This window comes from Paraburkholderia sp. IMGN_8 (assembly GCF_038050405.1).
In the GTDB taxonomy this organism is placed as follows: domain Bacteria; phylum Pseudomonadota; class Gammaproteobacteria; order Burkholderiales; family Burkholderiaceae; genus Paraburkholderia.
The window spans coordinates 2671404-2690091 of the sequence record NZ_CP150900.1 but is presented as its reverse complement, the minus strand read 5'-3'; the positions used below and the strand labels follow the sequence as shown (position 1 = coordinate 2690091).

General features: G+C 61.8%; 18 protein-coding genes and 1 other RNA gene. 8 read left to right on the top strand and 11 right to left on the bottom strand.

Features of this window, described 5'->3' with window-relative positions; all coding sequences use genetic code 11:
• The first annotated feature begins 275 nt into the window (after positions 1 to 275).
• The 3 genes from glp to WN982_RS12380 are packed head-to-tail and all read left to right on the top strand — an operon-like array spanning position 276 to position 2291.
• A complete protein-coding gene (glp, locus tag WN982_RS12390; RefSeq protein WP_341315781.1) occupies positions 276 to 1505 on the top strand; it encodes a gephyrin-like molybdotransferase Glp in 1230 nt (409 codons plus the stop codon).
• A gap of 26 nt (positions 1506 to 1531) precedes the next feature.
• Positions 1532 to 1789: a molybdopterin converting factor subunit 1 gene (gene moaD / locus WN982_RS12385; protein WP_341312292.1), complete on the top strand. Its 258-nt coding sequence runs from the start codon at positions 1532 to 1534 to the stop codon at positions 1787 to 1789.
• Between the two features lie 25 nt (positions 1790 to 1814).
• On the top strand, positions 1815 to 2291 hold the full coding sequence (locus tag WN982_RS12380; protein WP_341312291.1) for a molybdenum cofactor biosynthesis protein MoaE: 477 nt from the start codon (positions 1815 to 1817) through the stop codon (positions 2289 to 2291).
• Between the two features lie 66 nt (positions 2292 to 2357).
• Here WN982_RS12380 and WN982_RS12375 read toward each other — a convergent pair whose 3' ends face one another.
• Positions 2358 to 2918 carry a group III truncated hemoglobin gene (locus WN982_RS12375; protein WP_341312290.1) on the bottom strand — a complete coding sequence of 187 codons (561 nt, stop codon included), beginning with the start codon at positions 2916 to 2918 and terminating at the stop codon, positions 2358 to 2360.
• Positions 2919 to 3228: 310 nt separating this feature from the next.
• Between WN982_RS12375 and WN982_RS12370 the strand changes: the two genes are divergently transcribed.
• Positions 3229 to 3738, top strand: a complete 510-nt coding sequence (locus WN982_RS12370; protein WP_341312289.1) for an Rrf2 family transcriptional regulator — start codon at positions 3229 to 3231, stop codon at positions 3736 to 3738.
• Between the two features lie 119 nt (positions 3739 to 3857).
• The gene (clpB, locus tag WN982_RS12365; RefSeq protein ID WP_341312288.1) at positions 3858 to 6455 is read left to right on the top strand and encodes an ATP-dependent chaperone ClpB; all 2598 of its coding nucleotides are present in this window, start codon (positions 3858 to 3860) and stop codon (positions 6453 to 6455) included.
• A 170-nt stretch (positions 6456 to 6625) separates the two neighbouring features.
• Here clpB and WN982_RS12360 read toward each other — a convergent pair whose 3' ends face one another.
• Together WN982_RS12360 and WN982_RS12355 are read right to left on the bottom strand one after the other, a co-directional pair.
• Positions 6626 to 7054, bottom strand: coding sequence for a YidB family protein (locus tag WN982_RS12360; protein WP_341312287.1), 429 nt, complete (start codon positions 7052 to 7054; stop codon positions 6626 to 6628).
• Between the two features lie 155 nt (positions 7055 to 7209).
• Positions 7210 to 7815: a helix-hairpin-helix domain-containing protein gene (locus WN982_RS12355; RefSeq protein ID WP_341312286.1), complete on the bottom strand. Its 606-nt coding sequence runs from the start codon at positions 7813 to 7815 to the stop codon at positions 7210 to 7212.
• Positions 7816 to 8093: 278 nt separating this feature from the next.
• Between WN982_RS12355 and WN982_RS12350 the strand changes: the two genes are divergently transcribed.
• Both WN982_RS12350 and WN982_RS12345 read left to right on the top strand, forming a co-directional pair.
• On the top strand, positions 8094 to 8597 hold the full coding sequence (locus WN982_RS12350; RefSeq protein WP_341312285.1) for a MerR family transcriptional regulator: 504 nt from the start codon (positions 8094 to 8096) through the stop codon (positions 8595 to 8597).
• The gene (locus tag WN982_RS12345; protein ID WP_341312284.1) at positions 8549 to 8959 is read left to right on the top strand and encodes a carboxymuconolactone decarboxylase family protein; all 411 of its coding nucleotides are present in this window, start codon (positions 8549 to 8551) and stop codon (positions 8957 to 8959) included. The genes WN982_RS12350 and WN982_RS12345 overlap by 49 nt, the downstream gene beginning before the upstream one ends.
• Positions 8960 to 9133: 174 nt before the next feature.
• Here WN982_RS12345 and WN982_RS12340 read toward each other — a convergent pair whose 3' ends face one another.
• From WN982_RS12340 to trxA, 8 genes are all read right to left on the bottom strand, one after another.
• The gene (locus tag WN982_RS12340) at positions 9134 to 10513 is read right to left on the bottom strand and encodes an MATE family efflux transporter (RefSeq protein WP_341312283.1); all 1380 of its coding nucleotides are present in this window, start codon (positions 10511 to 10513) and stop codon (positions 9134 to 9136) included.
• 2 nt (positions 10514 to 10515) lie between these two features.
• Entirely contained in the window at positions 10516 to 12273 is a 1758-nt protein-coding gene (locus tag WN982_RS12335; protein WP_341312282.1) for a glycosyltransferase family 39 protein, read from the bottom strand.
• Between the two features lie 285 nt (positions 12274 to 12558).
• The gene (locus WN982_RS12330) at positions 12559 to 12825 is read right to left on the bottom strand and encodes a type B 50S ribosomal protein L31 (protein WP_042323790.1); all 267 of its coding nucleotides are present in this window, start codon (positions 12823 to 12825) and stop codon (positions 12559 to 12561) included.
• Between the two features lie 221 nt (positions 12826 to 13046).
• Complete coding sequence (locus tag WN982_RS12325; RefSeq protein ID WP_341312281.1) at positions 13047 to 13880, bottom strand: M90 family metallopeptidase; 834 nt, start codon at positions 13878 to 13880, stop codon at positions 13047 to 13049.
• Between the two features lie 15 nt (positions 13881 to 13895).
• Positions 13896 to 15452: an MFS transporter gene (locus WN982_RS12320; RefSeq protein ID WP_341312280.1), complete on the bottom strand. Its 1557-nt coding sequence runs from the start codon at positions 15450 to 15452 to the stop codon at positions 13896 to 13898.
• Complete coding sequence (locus tag WN982_RS12315) at positions 15449 to 15979, bottom strand: MerR family transcriptional regulator (RefSeq protein ID WP_341312279.1); 531 nt, start codon at positions 15977 to 15979, stop codon at positions 15449 to 15451. The genes WN982_RS12320 and WN982_RS12315 overlap by 4 nt, the downstream gene beginning before the upstream one ends.
• A gap of 167 nt (positions 15980 to 16146) precedes the next feature.
• Positions 16147 to 17415, bottom strand: a complete 1269-nt coding sequence (gene rho / locus WN982_RS12310; RefSeq protein WP_006048863.1) for a transcription termination factor Rho — start codon at positions 17413 to 17415, stop codon at positions 16147 to 16149.
• Between the two features lie 227 nt (positions 17416 to 17642).
• Positions 17643 to 17969 carry a thioredoxin TrxA gene (gene trxA, locus WN982_RS12305; RefSeq protein ID WP_006048864.1) on the bottom strand — a complete coding sequence of 109 codons (327 nt, stop codon included), beginning with the start codon at positions 17967 to 17969 and terminating at the stop codon, positions 17643 to 17645.
• A gap of 444 nt (positions 17970 to 18413) precedes the next feature.
• Between trxA and ffs the strand changes: the two genes are divergently transcribed.
• An RNA gene (gene ffs / locus WN982_RS12300) (signal recognition particle sRNA small type) lies at positions 18414 to 18512 on the top strand.
• Positions 18513 to 18688 lie beyond the last annotated feature (176 nt).

Sequence of the window (18688 nt, the reverse complement as noted above, 5' to 3'; positions counted from 1 at the left end):
GCTTAAGAATTAGCGGTTTGAGCCGCTTTCTTTTGCCTACTTTTCTTTGCGGCAGGCAAAGAAAAGTAGGTGCCGCCCCGCACAGGGGCAACGCTAATAAACCAATAACAAAAGAAAAAGCCAACGCCGTAGGCACAACAACCAATACCGCCGCCAAAGGCAAAAAACCCCTATAACACAAGGCCGCCAGCGGCCGCCCCTATCGACCGCTACAATATTCCTTTAACCCGCGGCTTCGAAACCAGAAGATGTCCACCCCAACGCCCCGCGCTCCGATGCTCTCAACTGCCGACGCCTTGGCGACACTGCTCAGCGCCGCGAGCCCAATCGCCGGAACAGAATCAGCCCCCACGCTGGAAGCGCTAAACCGCGTGCTATCGGCAGACGTGATCTCGCCACTAGACGTTCCCCCCATGAACACAAGTTCAATGGACGGCTTCGCGGTAAGCACCGCCGACCTGACGCATGGCAACCGCCGCCTGCCAGTGTCCCAACGCATCCCGGCCGGCCACGCGCCAAGCCCGCTGGAAGCAAACACAGCAGCCCGCATCTTCACAGGCGCAACGGTGCCGCCAGGCGCCGACGCAATCGTGATGCAGGAGCAAACCGAAACCACCGGCGACGAAGTCACGATCCTGCACAGCCCCAAACCGGGCGAATGGGTCACCGCCCAAGGCGCGGACATCCGCAGCGGTTCGATCATCCTGCCCGCGGGCACACGCCTGACACCACAAGCCCTGGGACTCGCCGCCTCTGTCGGCTGCGCCGAATTAAAAGTGCGCCGCCGCGTAAAAGTCGCCGTTTTCTTCACAGGAGACGAACTGACCGTGCCCGGTGAGCCGCTGAAACCCGGCGCGATCTACAACTCGAACCGTTTCACGCTGCGCGGACTGCTGGAAAACCTCGGATGCGAGGTCACGGATTACGGAATCGTTCCGGACAAACTCGACGCAACGCGCGTAACGTTACGCGAAGCCGCACAAGCGCACGATCTGATTCTGACCTGCGGCGGCGTGTCGGTGGGCGAGGAAGATCACGTGAAGCCGGCGGTCGAGGCCGAAGGGCGCCTGTCGATGTGGCAGATCGCGATGAAACCCGGCAAGCCGCTCGCCTTCGGCGCGGTGCGCCGCACGCCATTGCAGGCGGATGCCGCCGCGTCCGGCGAGACGTTTTTTATCGGTCTGCCGGGCAATCCGGTGTCGAGTTTCGTCACTTTCCTGCTGTTCGTTCGGCCATTCGTCCTGCGTCTGGCCGGTGTGCAGACGGTCGCGCCGCGCGCACTGTCGCTGCGTGCCGACTTTACGCAGAACAAAGCCGACCGCCGCAACGAATTCCTGCGCGCGCGTGTCAATCCAGCCGGCGGCCTCGATCTGTTTCCGAACCAGAGTTCAGCCGTGCTGACCTCCACAGTATGGGGCGACGGCCTGATCGACAATCCGCCGAATCACACGATCAGCGCCGGCGAGACCGTGCGCTTCATTCCCTTTTCCGAATTGCTGAACTAAGGCCGGCAACGGCCGCTGGCGTCCCGATGAAGATCCAACTCAGATATTTTGCAAGTGTGCGCGAAGCGCTCGAGATCGCCGATGAGACGGTCGAACTGCCCGACGGCATCGCGACGGTCGGCGACGTGCGCGCGTGGCTGCGCGTGCGCGGCGGCATTTGGGCCAACACCCTCGCCGAGGGCCGCGCGTTACGCATGGCGTGCAATCACGTGATGACCGACGCCGACGCGCGCATCACGGAAGGTTGCGAAGTCGCATTCTTTCCGCCCGTCACCGGCGGCTGAGGCCCAAACCGCACAGGAGCCAGAGATGCCCGTTCGCGTCCAGACAGAAGACTTCGACCTCACCGCCGAGGTTGCCGGGTTGCGCGCGCGCAACCCGAAGATCGGCGCGGTAGCCTGTTTCGTCGGCACCGTGCGCGATCTGAACGAAGGCAGCACGGTCGAAACGATGGAACTCGAGCACTATCCGGGCATGACGGAAAAGTCGTTGGAGGCGATCGTCGTGAGCGCGCGCGAGCGTTGGCCGGGGATCGAGGTGCTGATCGTGCATCGGGTCGGCAAGCTCAATCCGCTCGACCAGATCGTGCTGGTGGCTACAACGGCAGCGCATCGCGGCGACGCCTTCGCATCATGTGAATTCGTGATGGATTATCTGAAGACCCAGGCGCCGTTCTGGAAGAAAGAGAAGACGGAGGCAGGCGAACGCTGGGTCGATGCGCGCGTCACCGACGATGCCGCGCTCGCCCGTTGGGGCATCGAATCGGGCAACCGGACCGCTGAGTAGCCCGCGCGCCTTTCGGGCCCGCCGAGGGGCGCGCCTTATACGCCTCATGCACTTCACGCGCCTCGTTCAATCGTCCTGCGATTTGCCGATGATCCGGGTCGGAAACGGCTCGCCACGCGGCCGCGCCGAGGCGTGCGGGTCAGGTGAATCATGCGACTCGTCGTCGCGCGGACGCCGCCTTGGCGCAACGCGTTCCAGCAACGCCTGCTGCTCCGCCGGAATCGTGTAATCCCAGCCGAAGCGGCTCAACTGCAAACTTTGCGCGATGCGCAGCGCCGGTTCCATGAAGCGGATCGCCGCAGCCGGTTCGTAGCGCGATTCCACCGTGTCCAGGAACAGATACAGCCAGCGGCTGAAATGCCGTGGCTCGACGCCCTCGAGCGGTTGATGCGCCTGCTGCACATTGCCTCGGTATTGCTTCGCGCCCAGCACGAGGCTCGCCCAGAACGTGCACATCTTCGGCAGATGGTCGTCCCAACGGCCCGCCAGCGTCGCTTCGAACACGGGACCCAGCAGCGGATCGGCGCGCACGCGGTCGTAAAAACCGTAGACGAGGTCGCGGATATTCGCGTCGGTGGGTTCGGCGGCGCGCTCGACAACGGGCGCCGCAGGGAAGGACGGATTCATGCATTTTCCTAAGGTGCAGCCGTTCGTCGCGGATCGCCACAGTGCGCTACGAGGAGCCACAGAGCGTCACGAATGGCCTCAAATTGCGTCGAAACGGAAGGAAGTAGGTCGCGAATGGCCCGCTTTTCGTACGAATGGCCCAAGCGGGAAACGTTACCATTACTGCCGGAAGACAAATACCGCCAGTGAACGCGCAATAATAAGATGTGCAAAGTCTGCATCTTATGGCGAAGCGACGGCCCCCGGCAACCCTTGCATCGACGCGGTTATCCCCGGATCGCGGCTTGCGCTCATCGTGGTACCTGCACTTATGAGACTGACCGACTATACGGACTATTCGCTGCGCGTCCTGTTGTATCTCGCCGTCCGTGGCGAGGGGTTATCGACTATCCAGGACATCTCGGACGCGTACGGGATCTCCAAGAACCATTTGATGAAGGTCGTGCAGCAACTCGGCGAACTCGGCTGGGTCGAGACCGTGCGCGGGCGCAATGGCGGCTTGCGTCTGGCCGAGCAGACCAACGCGCTGACGCTCGGCGAAATTGTGCGCGCCACCGAAAGCGACTTTGCGCTGGTCGGCTGCTTCCCGGATGAGCGCGGCGAGCGTCGCGACTGTGTCATTACGCCGCATTGTCGTGTGAGAGGTGCGCTCGAAGCAGCCCGCAATGCATTCCTTGCGGAGCTCGACCGCCATACCATCGGCGATGTCGCACAGCCGCACGGTCCGCTGGCCGCGTTGCTCGGCTTGAGCAGCGTGATTCCGATCGTGCCGATCGCACCGGCCACGCCCGCCGGTGGCAGCGCGGCGCCGGCGGCCTGAAACCTGCGAGGCAGTTCTCGCGCATCAAATGTTAAATAGTTGTCGCCCGGTGCAAAAAAGCGCTTGAAACCTGCGTAAAACGCCTCATTTTGGTGGTAATCGAAATTGGAGGTCTCTTGATGAGAATCGACAAACTCACCACTAAATTCCAGGAAGCGCTGGCTGACGCGCAGAGTCTGGCCGTCGGCCACGACAATCAATACATCGAACCGGTCCATGTCCTCTCGGCGCTCGTCGCCCAGCAGGACGGTTCGGCACGCTCGCTGCTCTCGCGGGCCGGTGTGCATGTCCAGGCGCTGCAAACCGCGTTGAACGACGCGATGACGCGCTTGCCGCAGGTGCAGGGCACCGACGGCAACGTGCAGATCGGCCGCGAACTGACCGGCTTGCTGAACCAGGCCGACAAGGAAGCGCAAAAGCTCAACGACACGTTCATCGCGAGCGAAATGTTCCTGCTTGCCGTCGCCGACGATAAGGGCGAGGCGGGTCGCCTCGCGCGTCAGCACGGCCTGTCGCGCAAGTCGCTGGAAAGCGCGATTGCCGCGGTGCGCGGCGGTTCGCAAGTGCATAGCCAGGACGCCGAAAGCCAGCGCGAAGCACTGAAGAAGTACACCATCGATCTGACCGAACGTGCACGTGCCGGCAAGCTCGATCCGGTGATCGGCCGCGACGACGAAATTCGCCGTTCGATCCAGATCCTGCAACGCCGCACCAAGAACAATCCGGTGCTGATCGGCGAGCCGGGCGTGGGTAAGACCGCGATCGTCGAAGGCCTCGCGCAACGGATCGTCAACGGTGAGGTGCCGGAAACGCTCAAGGGCAAGCGCGTGCTGTCTTTGGACATGGCCGCCTTGCTGGCAGGCGCCAAATACCGCGGCGAGTTCGAAGAACGCCTGAAGGCCGTGCTGAACGACATCGCGAAAGACGAAGGCCAGACCATCGTCTTCATCGACGAAATTCACACGATGGTCGGCGCTGGCAAGGCCGAAGGCGCGATGGACGCGGGCAATATGCTCAAGCCTGCGCTCTCGCGCGGCGAACTGCATTGCGTGGGCGCCACCACGCTCGATGAATATCGCAAGTACATCGAAAAGGATGCCGCGCTCGAGCGCCGCTTCCAGAAGGTGCTGGTCGACGAACCGACAGTGGAAGCCACCATCGCGATCCTGCGCGGGTTGCAGGAGAAGTACGAACTGCATCACGGCGTCGACATCACCGACCCGGCGATCGTCGCGGCCGCCGAACTGTCGCATCGCTACATCACGGATCGTTTCCTGCCGGATAAGGCGATCGACCTGATCGACGAAGCGGCTTCGAAGATCAAGATGGAAATCGACTCGAAGCCGGAGGAGATGGATCGGCTCGACCGTCGTTTGATCCAGTTGAAGATCGAACGCGAAGCCGTCAAGAAGGAAAAGGACGAAGCGTCGCAAAAGCGTCTGCAATTGATCGAGGAAGAAATCGAGCGGCTGGACCGCGAATATTCGGACCTCGAAGAAATCTGGACCGCGGAAAAAGCGGCGGTGCAGGGCAGTGCGCAACTGAAGGAAGAGATCGAGAAAACGCGTGCGGAAATCACCCGATTGCAGCGTGAGGGCAAGCTGGAGAAGGTCGCCGAATTGCAATACGGCAAGCTGCCGGGTCTCGAAGCGCAGTTGAAGGAAGTAACACAGGCCGAAGCGAAGGAGCAGAACAATCCGACCCGGCCGCGTCTGTTACGCACACAAGTGGGCGCAGAGGAAATCGCTGAGGTCGTGTCGCGTTCGACCGGCATTCCGGTGTCGCGCATGATGCAGGGCGAGCGCGAAAAGCTGCTGCAGATCGAGGAGAAACTGCATGACCGTGTAGTCGGTCAGGACGAAGCGATCAGCGCGGTGGCCGATGCGATCCGCCGTTCGCGTGCGGGTCTGGCGGATCCGAACCGGCCGTATGGTTCGTTCCTGTTCCTCGGGCCGACCGGTGTGGGCAAAACCGAGCTGTGCAAGGCGCTGGCGTCGTTCCTGTTCGATTCGGAAGATCATCTGATCCGCATCGACATGAGCGAATTCATGGAGAAGCATAGCGTCGCGCGGTTGATCGGCGCGCCGCCGGGCTACGTCGGTTACGAGGAAGGCGGATATCTGACTGAAGCCGTGCGCCGTAAGCCGTACAGCGTGATCCTGCTCGACGAAATCGAGAAGGCGCATCCGGACGTGTTCAACGTGCTGCTGCAAGTGCTCGACGACGGCCGCATGACCGATGGCCAGGGCCGTACCGTGGACTTCAAGAACACGGTGATCGTGATGACGTCGAACCTCGGTTCGCAGGTCATCCAGTCGATGGTCGGCGAACCGCAGGAAGCGGTGAAGGACGCGGTCTGGGAAGAAGTGAAGCTGCATTTCCGGCCCGAATTCCTCAACCGGATCGACGACGTCGTGGTGTTCCATGCACTCGACCGCTCGAATATCCAGTCGATCGCACGGATCCAGCTGCAACGTCTGCATGAACGGCTCGCCAGGCTCGACATGCAACTGGTGGTGTCGGACGCGGCGCTCGAGCACGTCGGCAAGGTCGGCTACGATCCGCTGTTCGGTGCGCGGCCGTTGAAGCGCGCGATCCAGCAGGAGATCGAGAACCCGGTCGCGAAGCTGATTCTGGCCGGCAAGTTCGGTCCGAAGGATGTGATTCCGGTCGAAATGGAAGACGGCAAGCTGGTGTTCGAACGCGTCGTGCATTAAGCGACAGGCGTTCGGTAGACGTTAGGCAGGAAATGGCCGAGGTATGAGCCGAACCTGCCAAACGCGTCTGTCAAACGCATCTGCCAAAAATCAAAAGCGGCAACGAAGGTGACTTCGCTGCCGCTTTTTTTCGCCTATTGACGGGCGGTCAGGACATCTGACGAGACACCTTACGCGTTGCCCTTGCCGAACAGCGCCGACAGGCCGCCAAGCGCGCCGAGCACAGTCGTCGAATTCAGTTGGCCTTCGGCGGGCACTTCGCCTTCCGGCGTCGCTGCGTTGACGACGTGCGGCAGAATCTGCGACAGGAGGCCCGTGACCTGATCCGGCTGCACGCCGGCTTTCGCTGCGAGGCTGGCGACAGCATCTGAGCCGAGCACGCTATGTAGCGCATCCGGTGCGATCGGCTGGTTCTCGCCGTTACCGACCCACGACGAAACGACGTCGCCGAGGCCCTTTTCCTTGAAGCTGCTGATCAGGCCGTTCAGGCCGCCCGGCTGGCTGTTGACGAATTCGAGTGCGGCGGAAATCAAGGCTTGCTGGCCGCCGCCCTCGGGCGATTTGCCAACCAGGGAACCGATAGTGTCGAGTAGGCTCATGACGGACTCTCTTGAATGCCGACACGTGGTTGACGGGTCGGCTGGTGAAAACGCCGCGCGGTTGCGCGGCGCTGGGGGGGCGAGGCGGGCGGCAGCGGGGCGGCTTATACACGCCATCGCGCGACCATCGCGCTGCCCATGCTCAAGCCACGATATTACGCGCCGGAGGCTGCGGCGGCCGATGCAGCCTTGCTCTTCTTAGCCTTTTTCTTCGAGGCCTTGGTGCCGGACGCGTCAGCCGGCGCGCTTGCTGCGGCCGCCGTAGCCGGCGCCGAAGCAGCCGCCGCATCGGACGCCGCGGTCTTGCTCTTCTTCTTCGACTTCGATGCCTTCGTGCCCGATGCTTCGGCCGGCGCTGCGGTCGTCGTCGGGGCCGGTGTCGCGGCCGGTGTCGCGGCCGGCGTGGTGGCCGCAGGTGCAGCCGCCGGTGCCGCCTTGGTGCTCGTGGCGCTGGTCGACTTCGCGGCTGCCTTGGCGCCGGTCGGCGGCGTGGACGAGCCGTTGACGGTCAAACCTGCCGCTTCGAGATTGGTCACCGATTTGGTGCCGAGGCCTTTGACGCGGGAGGCGAGATCGTCAGCATCCTTGAACGGGCCGTTCTTGGTGCGTTCGTCGATAATCGCTTTCGCGTGGACCGGGCCGATGCCCTTTACCGATTCGAGCGCGGCCTGATCGGCGGAATTTACTTCGACGGCCGCCGCAAATCCGGCCGACAGCGACAAAGCCAAAGCAACGCAAAGCATTAGAAGCTTCTTCAGCATGGCAAGCACTCCATTGAGGGCAAAAAAGTTAGCCGGGAACGGACGACGCATCCTGTCAGCAGGCGCTGCGCTCAAGCATAGAACAAATTGCGCGCCCTTATTTGTGAACGCCGACGATTTATACCGATCGATTCATGACAAGTAAATCTATCTGGACAATATTTAAACCTTTTGCCTCGCGAATAAGCCGTATTGCGCTTATCGATCAACGCGTCGCTGAATGACATCGCGATCCGCTTGACTTAGAGTGCACTCGAAGTCCTAACCTGAGTTCCGTCATGTCAACAATGTCGAAAGCACTCACCATCGGCCAGGTCGCGGAGACGATCGGCGTCTCTACGCATACGCTGCGCTACTACGAACAGGCCGGCCTGATTCGGGCGGTTGGGCGGACGCAGGCGGGGCATCGTCTGTATTCGCCTGCCGACCTCGACTGGCTGCAGTTCCTTATGCGGCTGAAGGCGACCGGCATGCCGATCGCCGGGATGCAGGCATTCGCCGCGCTGCGGGCAGAAGGTCAGCCGACGGTGGGCGAGCGCCGCGAGATGCTGGTGGCGCATCGGGATGCGGTTCTGGCGAGGATCGCCGAGTTGCAGAGCAATCTCGGCGCGATTATCGACAAGATCGCGTACTACGAAGTCGCTGAGCGGGATTCCGTTGGGCGGCATCCCGCTGAGAGCAATTCGACACGACAGATCGACAAAACTCAATCGCACCCGGAAAAGGACTCACCATGGAACACGCACAAAACGATCGCTACACCCAAGGCTGGAACAAACTGAAGGAAATCGACGGCGCCGCGGGCGAGCAGGTGATTGCAGCGCTCGCGCCGATCGCGCCGGATTTCGGGCGCCTGTTGATCGAATTCGGCTTCGGCGACATTTACAGCCGGCCGCAACTCGATTTGCGCGCGCGGGAGATCGCGACGATTGCGTCGCTGGCGACGCTCGGCTGCGCGCAGCCGCAGTTGAAGGTGCATATCGAGGCGGCGCTGAACGTCGGTTGCACGCGCGAAGAGATCGTCGAGGTGTTCATGCAGATGGCGCTCTACGCGGGATTCCCGGCGGCGCTGAACGCGCTGTTCGCAGCGCGGGAGATTTTCGAACGGCACGATTTGGCGCTGAGCGAAGCGCAAGCGGTTTGACGATGGCGGAGTAGGGCAGAGCGGCTGCCAGGTGCGGCCGCCTTTTTATTCGGCCTGAAATGCAACTAACGGTCGGATTCAGCGAACAACTTGGACAACGCGTGCGTGGTGCGCCTAAAAGCTCGGTTTTCCACGAAGGGGCGTTTCCACAATCTTGAAGCAATCCGCTTTGCGTCAAGCTGCCGAATCCGCCCTGACCACCGCCTCGGCACGCAAATACCGCTTACTAACAACTCGCCAGAACAGCAGCAAGCCGATGCCGGCAATCGCCAGACTTGCCGTATTCGCGACCCAGAACCCTCGTGCGCCGGTCAGCCACTCGGGGATGGCGCCGCTCACATTGAAGCCGAGCAGATAGCCGCCGCCTAGCCCCACACCCCACAACGCGATCGCATAGATTACGGTCGGCACGATCGCCACCTTGTAGGCGCGCAGCACGAACGCGGTGGTGATCTGCAACGCATCGAACAGGTGGTAGCACGCGACGATCAGCACCAGCGGCATCGCAGCGGCGGCCACCTGCGCGTTCGGCGTATAGCCTTCGACCAAGTAAGGTCGCAGCACCAGCACAATCGCGCCGTAACAGAAAGCAATCGTTACGGCCATCATGATGCCGTGCCGCGACAGCGTGCGCGCCGCTTCGTGACGATGCGCGCCGAGCGCCTGGGCGACCAGCGTCGACGAGGCGATGCCGATCGACAGCGGCGTCATATACAGCACCGCGCCGATGTTGCCGGCGATCTGGTGGCCGGCGAGCGTCGTGGTGCCGAAGCGCGCGATGAAGAGCGCCATGAACGTGTACGAGGTGACTTCGATCAGATACGAAAGGCCCATCGGAATGCCGAGCCGCAACTGCGCCGCCTGGCGCCGCCAGACCGGCCAGCAGAAGCGCGCGAAGATCGCAAACGGCTCGAACACGTAGACGCGCGTCAACAGCCGCATGCCGACCAGCGCGAGCCCCCAGTTGATGGCGATGCTGGCGAGTGCGCACCCCGGGCCGCCCATTGCCGGCACGCCGAGCCCGCCGAAGATGAACCACGTGTTGAGCGGAAACTTGAGCAGCAACGCGCCGATTTGCAGGATCATCACCAGTCGCGGCTCGCCAACGGCATTGGTGAGCGAACTGTAGACGCGAAACGCGAGGCTCGCCGGCAAGCCGAACGACAGAATCCGCAGATAAGCGACCGTGCGCTCATGCAGCGCCTCAGGTACGCGCGCCAGACGCAGCACCGGCCCCGGAAAATAGAGGATCAGAAAGCCGATCACGGTCAACACGAGCGCGAGCCAAAGCGCCTGGCGCACTTCCTCGCCGATCTCGATGTAGCGGCGCGCGCCGTAGAGCTGCGCGGTGATGGGTTGCAGCGCGGTCAGAATACCCGTCAGGCCGATGTAGACGGAAATGTAGATCGATGAGCCGAGGCCTAGCGCGGCGAGATCGACGGCCGAATAGCGGCCGACCATCGCCGTGTCGATCACCCCGAAGGCGATGATCGCCAGTTGGCCGATCAGCACGGGCCATGCGAGTCCGGCGATTTTTCCTACGTCGGCGAACATGCTCAGTCCGGCTTCTTGCGCCAGTTGCGGCGTTTGACGACCGGCGGCTTCGGACGGTCGATGCGCACGTACAAACGGAAGCGCTCGTCACGGTCGGCCACGCGTCGGCCTTCCCATACCAGCTTCCAGACGAAGTCCGACATCGCGCTCGGCTCGCCGAAATCCTGGGTGTCCTGGCGCAGGATCACGTCGCAATCCTGGTCGAACGAGAAGTGCATGTCGCCGAAATAGGCGAAGGTCGCGATCTGCGCATTGCCGAGGCGCACCGGCGAGATGCAGGTGTAGTCCTCCGGCAGGTGGCTCGAGATCTGTTCGGCGACGTCTTTATAGGTCCGGCTGTAGTTGACGACCGGTAGCCACAGCGTCATCAGCAGCACCCACATCAGCGTCGTGCCGGCACTCGAGAGCACCACGCTGCGCCACAAGACTTTCGGATGACGCGCGAGACGCCATTGCACCAACACGAACCAGCATATTGTTACGGCGACCGCGCACACGAACGACAGAATTTTGAATTGCGGCGCAAAACCCGGCGCGAGCCGCGCGAGATTGCGTGCGAGCGGATGCGGGAAGCCGGTCAGCCCGGCCACGTACACCAGCCAGACGAAACTGCCGAGTATCGTGAAGCTCAACAGTGCGAACCAGTCGATCGCGTTGATCGCACCGCGTTTGAGCGTGGGCAGCGCGAACGTGGCCAGTACCGCGAGCGGCGGCAGCAGCAGCATGTAAAGCCGGTTCGACTGATGGCTCTGCAGCACGACGAGCACCAGTAGCGGCCCGATCACCGACAGCGGAATCGCCACGTGCGGCGCGCGCCGCAGGCCCGACCAGCTGAACCACGCCCAGATCGCCAGCGGCCACGCCGGCCACGTGAACAGCGGCAGGTTTTTCAGCGCGTATTTCGCCACTGAGCCGGGCGGCCCGGCGAACGCGCTCACGCTCACATGCACCCACTGATTCAGGTACCAGACGGCGTCATCGGGAAATGCAGCGAGCGCGGCGATCGGCCATGCGACCGACAGCGCCAGCGCGATCGGCAAGCCGGCCAGCAGCAGCCAGCGCGAACGCGCCTCGCGCACGATCAACGTCATCGCCAGCGTGCCGAGCAGCAAGGCGCCCACCAGGACCGGACTGCTTGCGAGCGTCACCAGTCCGAGCGCCAGCCCCCAGATCAGCGCGCCCTGAATCGGCTTGTCGATCATCCGCACAAGCCCGTACACGAGCATCGCGATGCCGACGAACTGCGCCAGCTGCGGGGTGGTTTCGTGGCCGCGTTCGGCGAGGCCGAAGCATGCGAGAAGAATCAGCAGTGCGCCGTCGGCGAGGGTGCGGCCGTAGTCGCGCGGTTCCGGCTCGCCGCCGAACGCGTACTTGAACGGCTGGACCTCGGCGCGCCGCCCGAGCAGGTAGGCGGCATACCAGACGAACGCGCAGCCTGCGCAGAACAGCAGGCCGGTGAATACGCGCGACGCGTTGCTCGCGTCGACCCATGGCGCCAGCACGCGGATTGCACTTGCGCCGAGCCAGTAGCCGAGCGGGCCGTCTTCCGTGAGGTATTTGCCGACCAGGTTCGGCAGCAACCAATCGTGGGCGCCGCCGTTGGCCATCGTCCACATGACGCCGAAGCCGGCTGCGTCCTCGTTCTTCCACGGATCGCGGCCGAAGAGGCCAAACGACGCGTAGACGATACAGATGGTCAGCAGCAGCCAGCGCGGCAACGCACTGGTCGCAGAGGCTGTGAGGCGAACGGCAGGTCTCATGCGGTGTGTGTGGATATCGGATAAGCGGTGCAGCCGGGACCGGACGGAATGTCCGGCAGAATGGCCGATTCGGAGCATCCGGCATTGTAGTCGTGCCGTGCGATGTGCGTCACGGCCGGTAACGGCGCGCAACGTCGTCGGGGTGCTGGTAACAATGCCGCCTGCACTGGCGGCAGCGTTCGTTATAGATAAGCGCCCGGCATGAGGTGACAAAAAAAGGCAGCTCGCGCTGCCCTTTTTTGCTGCTGCTTCGTGGCTGGCCTATAGTCGGCCACGAGGCGCGTATTACTTCGCTGCTGCCTTGCCGGTAGCGCGCGAGCCGAACTTCTTGTTGAACTTCTCGACGCGGCCAGCCGTGTCCATGATCTTTTGTTGGCCGGTGTAGAACGGATGCGATTCCGACGACACTTCGATCTTGGCGAGCGGGTAGGTCTTGCCGTTGAATTCGGCGGTTTCACGCGTCTGGATGGTCGAGCGCGTCACAAACTTGAAGTCGTTCGACATATCGATGAACAGGACTTCGCGGTAATCCGGGTGAATACCTTCTTTCATGGTCTTTCCTTTAATCTGGCGGTAGCCAACCCGCGTGCAGTCGCGAAGAATCACGAGCGGCATCTTGGCGCGAGCCACTTGCCTAGGGTCGAAAAACGGCGATTATGCCAGAAAATCAGTCGCTTGACGACCTTTCTGCCAGCTTTTTGCCAGTTTGCTCTTATTGCCTGGATTGCCCTGCGGCCGTTATTGGACGGGCTTGGGCGGATGTCAGGCAGGCGTCAGGCGGGCGTGAACGCCACGCCGACCCGCGCCGGATCCTGCCGGTAATAACGGGCCAACAGCCGGTACAGTTCCGGGTACTTTGCCTCGAACGCCTGCGGCTTGACGAACAGCGCCTCGCTGCAAACCGCAAAAAATTCCGACGGATGATCGGCCGCGTAAGGATCGATCAGTGAATCGCGCTCGAATCGCGCCCAGCGGCGCTCCGGCACCGCGTCGATTTTGGCGCAGAAGTGGTCGTATGCATGGTCGAAGACGTCCGCCCATGCCTGTGTGTCGAGCGGCGCGTGCCAGCGGCGCACCAGCGGAGGATGGCCGTCCGCTTCGCCGGTCAACATGTCGATCTTGTGCGCGAATTCGTGAATCACGACGTTATAGGCGTCCGCGCTGTCGGTCATCTGCGCGTCCTCCCACGACAGCACCACCGGCCCGCCTTCCCACGCTTCGCCGCTCGCGTCCTGTTCGACTTCGTGTACCACGCCGTCTTCGTCCTCGACCGTTTTACGGATCACGAACTCGCCCGGATAGACGATCACGCCGACCCAGCCGCGGTACAGGTCGAGGCTCAGATTCAGCACGGGCAAACAGGCTTGCGCGGCGATCGCAACGGTCATTGCTTCCGTCAGCGCGAGTTCATGCGCGGTAGAGAATTCCTTTTGCGCAATGAACAGGCTCGTCAGTTCGCGCAGGCGCACGAGATCCGGCGCGTCGAGGTACGCGAGGAACGGCAGGCCGTCGAGCGTGGCTTGCCAGAGCGCGTCGTCGATTGCGTACTCGCGCAGCGCGCGGTCGCGGCGGCGCGTGCCGAACCATTGAGTGAGTTTCGAAAGCATGGCCTGATGAAACCCTTAGTCGATCTGTTTTTGCCACGCGGCAAAAATGCCGCCGCATATCGCTATGCCGATCAGGAAGTAAAAACCGTCCAGCGACGTCAAAAAGCTTGCCTGCTGCATGACCGTCCGGCTGATTTCCACCACCGCGAGCGAGTGCGCTTCGGACGGCGAGCGGCCGCCGGCGGCAAAGCTGTTGGTCAGCGCGGCAAGCGAACCCTGAAAGGCCGGATTGTACGGATTCACGAACTCCGCGAGCCGCGTTTGATGCAGCGCCTGCCGATGCTGCTCGACGATGATCACCGAGGCCGTTGCAAACGAGATCGTCAGCTGCCGCACGATGTTTTTCAACCGGTAGCCGTGCGTGAATTCTTCGATAGCGAAGATTCTAAACGTCAGATTGGCGACCGGCAGCACGATGAACAGCAGCAGTAGGCCGCGCAGCAACAGCGGCACGATCAGCGCCGCTTCGCCGACGCCCGGCGACATGCGTGTCATCCACGCCGCGGCGAACGCGGCCACCGCGAAGCCCGGCACGATGATCCACTTCTTGCGTGGCAACAGTTTCGCATAGCGCAGGTAGATGAACAGCGCGCTCGCCGAAATCAGCGACGTGATGCCCACCAGTTGCCCGGTGTTTTCGACCGGATAGCCGAGACCGCTTTCGAGAAAGCGCGAGATCAGATAGCTGAAAACGGTCGAGACGTAGTAGTAGAACATGTACAGCACGAGCCCAACCTGGAAGACTTTTTCGCACAGCGCATGCAGACGCACGAGCGGCGTCGGGTGATGCCATTGATGGTATGCAAACCAGGCCAGCGCGACGATCCCGGCGACCGTTAGAAGAATCAGCCCCGGTGACGCGCTGAACAACTGGAAGCGCACTTGCTGCATCACGATTTGCAGCGCGCCTTGCGCAAACGCAAAGATGATGTACGGCCAGAAATGCGCCGAACCGCGTTCCTCCGGCAGGCGATTGCCCGAGTCGGGCAGGGCGAGCATCGCCAACACGGCGAACAGCATGCCCACCGGTGCGGTGCAGGCGAACAGCGCGCGCCAGTCGAAATGCGCGACCAGCTGTCCGCCGATCAATGGCGCGAACGCACTGCTCAGCACGATCAGTATGAGAAACGCGCGCGTCGCAGCCGGCCGTTGCTGTGGCGTAAAGCTCATCTGGATCAGGATGCGGCAGGTGCCCATCATCGGGCCGATAAAGTAGCCTTGAAAGCCGCGCGCAAACGCAAGCTCGATCGACGACTCACACAGCGCAGCGGCGACCGCGCCGGCGGAATAGAGCAGCATGCAGCCGGCCACGTAGCGCCGGTAACCGAAGCGTTCGACCCACCATTGCTGCTGAAGGATGCCGAGCACCGCCGCAATCGCGTACGCGCTTGACGCCCACACGAGTTCATCGGGCGACGCATTGATGCCGCCGGCGATGTAGCTGGTGAAGAAGGAAAAGGTCGCGTTGTCGAAGTAGTCGAGGCCGGTGACGACGGCCAGAACCCAGGGGAAAAAATCGCTGCGCAGTTTTTCGACGCTAAATAAAGGTGCGCGGGGCGACGTTGCACTCATGTGGGTTCGCCCGGCTTTCTGCTGCGCTTCGCGGACGGCGGCGTGTTCGTCCTCCCGGCCTTGGCGAGCGCGTTGCGGCGCTGCTCCAGCAGTGCGTCGGCATTCTCGCCGGCGAGGCGTCGTTCGAGATAGTCCAGATCGGGGCTCAGTTCGGCCCTAAGCCTTTGCGCTTCCTTGAATTCACGGCGCATCGCTTCAATGCGCGCGTCGAGAGCGTCGACCTGTTGCGCAATGGCGTCACGAATCTGCTGCAGCGATTCGGTGGAGTAGCGGTGGCCGCCGTCGACCGCTTCGAGCGGACGTTTGAGCATTTCCGTGATGCCGTGCAGCGAGAAACCGAGCGAACGCAGACGCAGAATCCGACCGAAGCGCTTGAGGTCTTCCTCGTCGTAAAGCCGGTAGCGGCCCGCGCTGCGCGTGGGCGAAACGAGGCCGCGTTCCTCGTAATATTTCAGCGTGCGCGGCGTGACGCCAAGGCGTTCAGCGGCGTCGCGTACGGTCAGCGCGGCGGGTGAGTCCTTCGACATAAGCGGTGAGGAGCATGGCAGACTGCTCGCATTATAGTGCAACGTGTACGTTCACGTACATCTTGCCGTGCTGTTGCACCGCTGTTGCACATTTCTTTCAGGCGAAAAAAAGCCGCTCGTTTGTGGCGAGCGGCTTTCTTGTGCGATACGGCTTTTGGGGCGAGGCCTTAGCTGCCGCCGCCACGACGCATCATGTCGAAGAACTCGGAGTTGCTCTTCGTCTGGCGAATCTTGTCGAGCAGGAATTCCATCGACTCGACTTCGTCCATGTCGTGAATGAACTTGCGCAACACCCAGATCTTTTGCAGAACCTCGGGCTTGATCAGCAGTTCTTCGCGGCGCGTGCCGGACTTGTTCAGGTTGATCGACGGGTACACGCGCTTTTCAGCAAGACGACGCTCCAGGTGCACTTCCATGTTGCCGGTGCCCTTGAATTCTTCGTAGATCACGTCGTCCATGCGGCTGCCGGTTTCGATCAGCGCAGTGCCGATGATAGTGAGCGAGCCGCCTTCTTCGATATTGCGCGCGGCGCCGAAGAAACGCTTCGGACGTTGCAGTGCGTTCGCGTCGACACCGCCCGTCAGCACCTTGCCCGAGGCCGGCACGACGGTGTTGTACGCACGCGCGAGACGCGTGATCGAGTCGAGCAGAATCACCACGTCGTTCTTCATTTCGACGAGGCGCTTGGCTTTTTCGATCACCATTTCGGCGACTTGCACGTGACGCGCAGCCGGTTCGTCGAAGGTGGAGGCGATCACTTCGCCGGCCACCGAACGCTGCATTTCGGTCACTTCTTCCGGGCGCTCGTCGATCAGCAGCACGAAGAGCACGACATCCGGATGGTTCTGCTTAATCGCGTGAGCGATGTGCTGCAGCATCACGGTCTTGCCCGACTTTGGCGAGGCGACCAGCAGGCCGCGCTGGCCTTTGCCGATCGGCGCGATCATATCGATGATGCGGCCCGTGACGTTTTCTTCGCCACGCATTTCGCGCTCGAGCAGCAGCACCTTGTTCGGGTGCAGCGGCGTCAGGTTTTCGAACATGATCTTGTGCTTCGAGGCTTCCGGCGGCTGGCCGTTGACCTTGTCCACCTTCACCAGCGCGAAATAGCGTTCGCCGTCTTTCGGCGTGCGCACTTCGCCTTCGATCGTGTCGCCCGTATGTAGATTGAAGCGGCGGATTTGCGACGGGCTGATGTAAATATCGTCCGTGCTCGCGAGATAGGAGGTTTCCGGCGAACGCAGGAAGCCGAAGCCGTCCGGCAGCACTTCGAGCGTGCCGTCGCCGAAGATCGTGTCGCCCGTTTTGGCTCGTTTTTTTAGAATGGCGAACATCAATTCCTGCTTGCGCAGGCGGTTCGCACTTTCGATCTCGAGGCCATTGGCCATCTCGATCAATTCGGACACGTGCAGAGTCTTAAGCTCGGATAAATGCATACGGAGAACCCGCAGGAGAAGGTGCGACGAAATGAAATCTGGGAGGAGAGTGAGCGGAACCGCTCAAGGACTTACACGTCTTTTCGACGTTTTGCGGATTCTAGCATAGCACACGCCAATTTCCGCCAGTGCGACGGCATGGCATCTTTCTTATTGAGCGTGTTGCCGGCTGACAACACGCTCAAGACAGCGCGCCCGAGGTCTCGGGACGCGCCGATGCGACCGCTTTACAGGTTGCCGTCGAGGAACGCGGTGAGCTGCGACTTCGACAATGCGCCGACCTTCTGCGCGGCGACCGCGCCGTTCTTGAAGAGGATCAGCGTCGGGATGCCGCGCACGCCGAACTTGACCGGCGTCGATTGATGTTCGTCGACGTTGATCTTGGCGATTTGAAGGCGATCGGCGTAATCCTTCGCGACTTCGTCGAGGATCGGCGCGATCATCTTGCACGGACCGCACCATTCAGCCCAGAAATCGAGCAGCACGGGTTTATCGGATTTAACGACGTCCTGTTCGAACGATGCGTCGCTAATATGCTTGATTTGTTCGCTCATTGTATGAATACCTCTATCGGTTCGAGGCCCGCCTGAATTGCTCGCCACGATACACCAAAACCTAAGGAAACTTCTGTTCGCTTTGCCGCAATCGGCGCCTTGCCGGCACATGCCTGAAAAGTCGTGGGACTATTTCCGGAATGTGCGGAAGGCTCGCGTTCGCGGGTCATCCGTACGGCAGTTTAGCTTAATTCGCTATGCGTTGCCGGTGGTGATAGTACTCGTCAAGGGCAGTGGGGCCAACGGCTGCCGGTGAAGTGCCACGCTGTTTCATTCACTGCTACGCACCTTATCTGGTGGCTCGGAGCGCAAACACAAGTGCCTCGGACAGGTGTTGCCGGCGGTGCTGCCTATATGGTACGAAGGTCCTGATTCGACGCGCCGAACGTGCTTTGGTCGTATTAACAGTCGCGCGGCGGGCCAAGCGGTGATAGAATGTTTCGTGACGGGCCTCCTCGCATGGAGGGATGGTCAACCTGGTCAGGTCGGGAACGAAGCAGCCACAGCCGTTTTCCACCAGTGCCGAGGGTCGGGCTCGTCACCTTCCTTTTCTTCCGTTTCACTTTCGCTTTATTTCCGTTTTACTCCCTGTCGTTCTTCCCAGCCCCTCTGTTGTCTGTCGGCGTGAATTTCGCGTGGCGCATCTATTTTTTTCTATCAGTTCGTTAGCCAATTTCAATGACGCGGCAACATGCGTTCGCGCGCCGTCGATTCGGTTT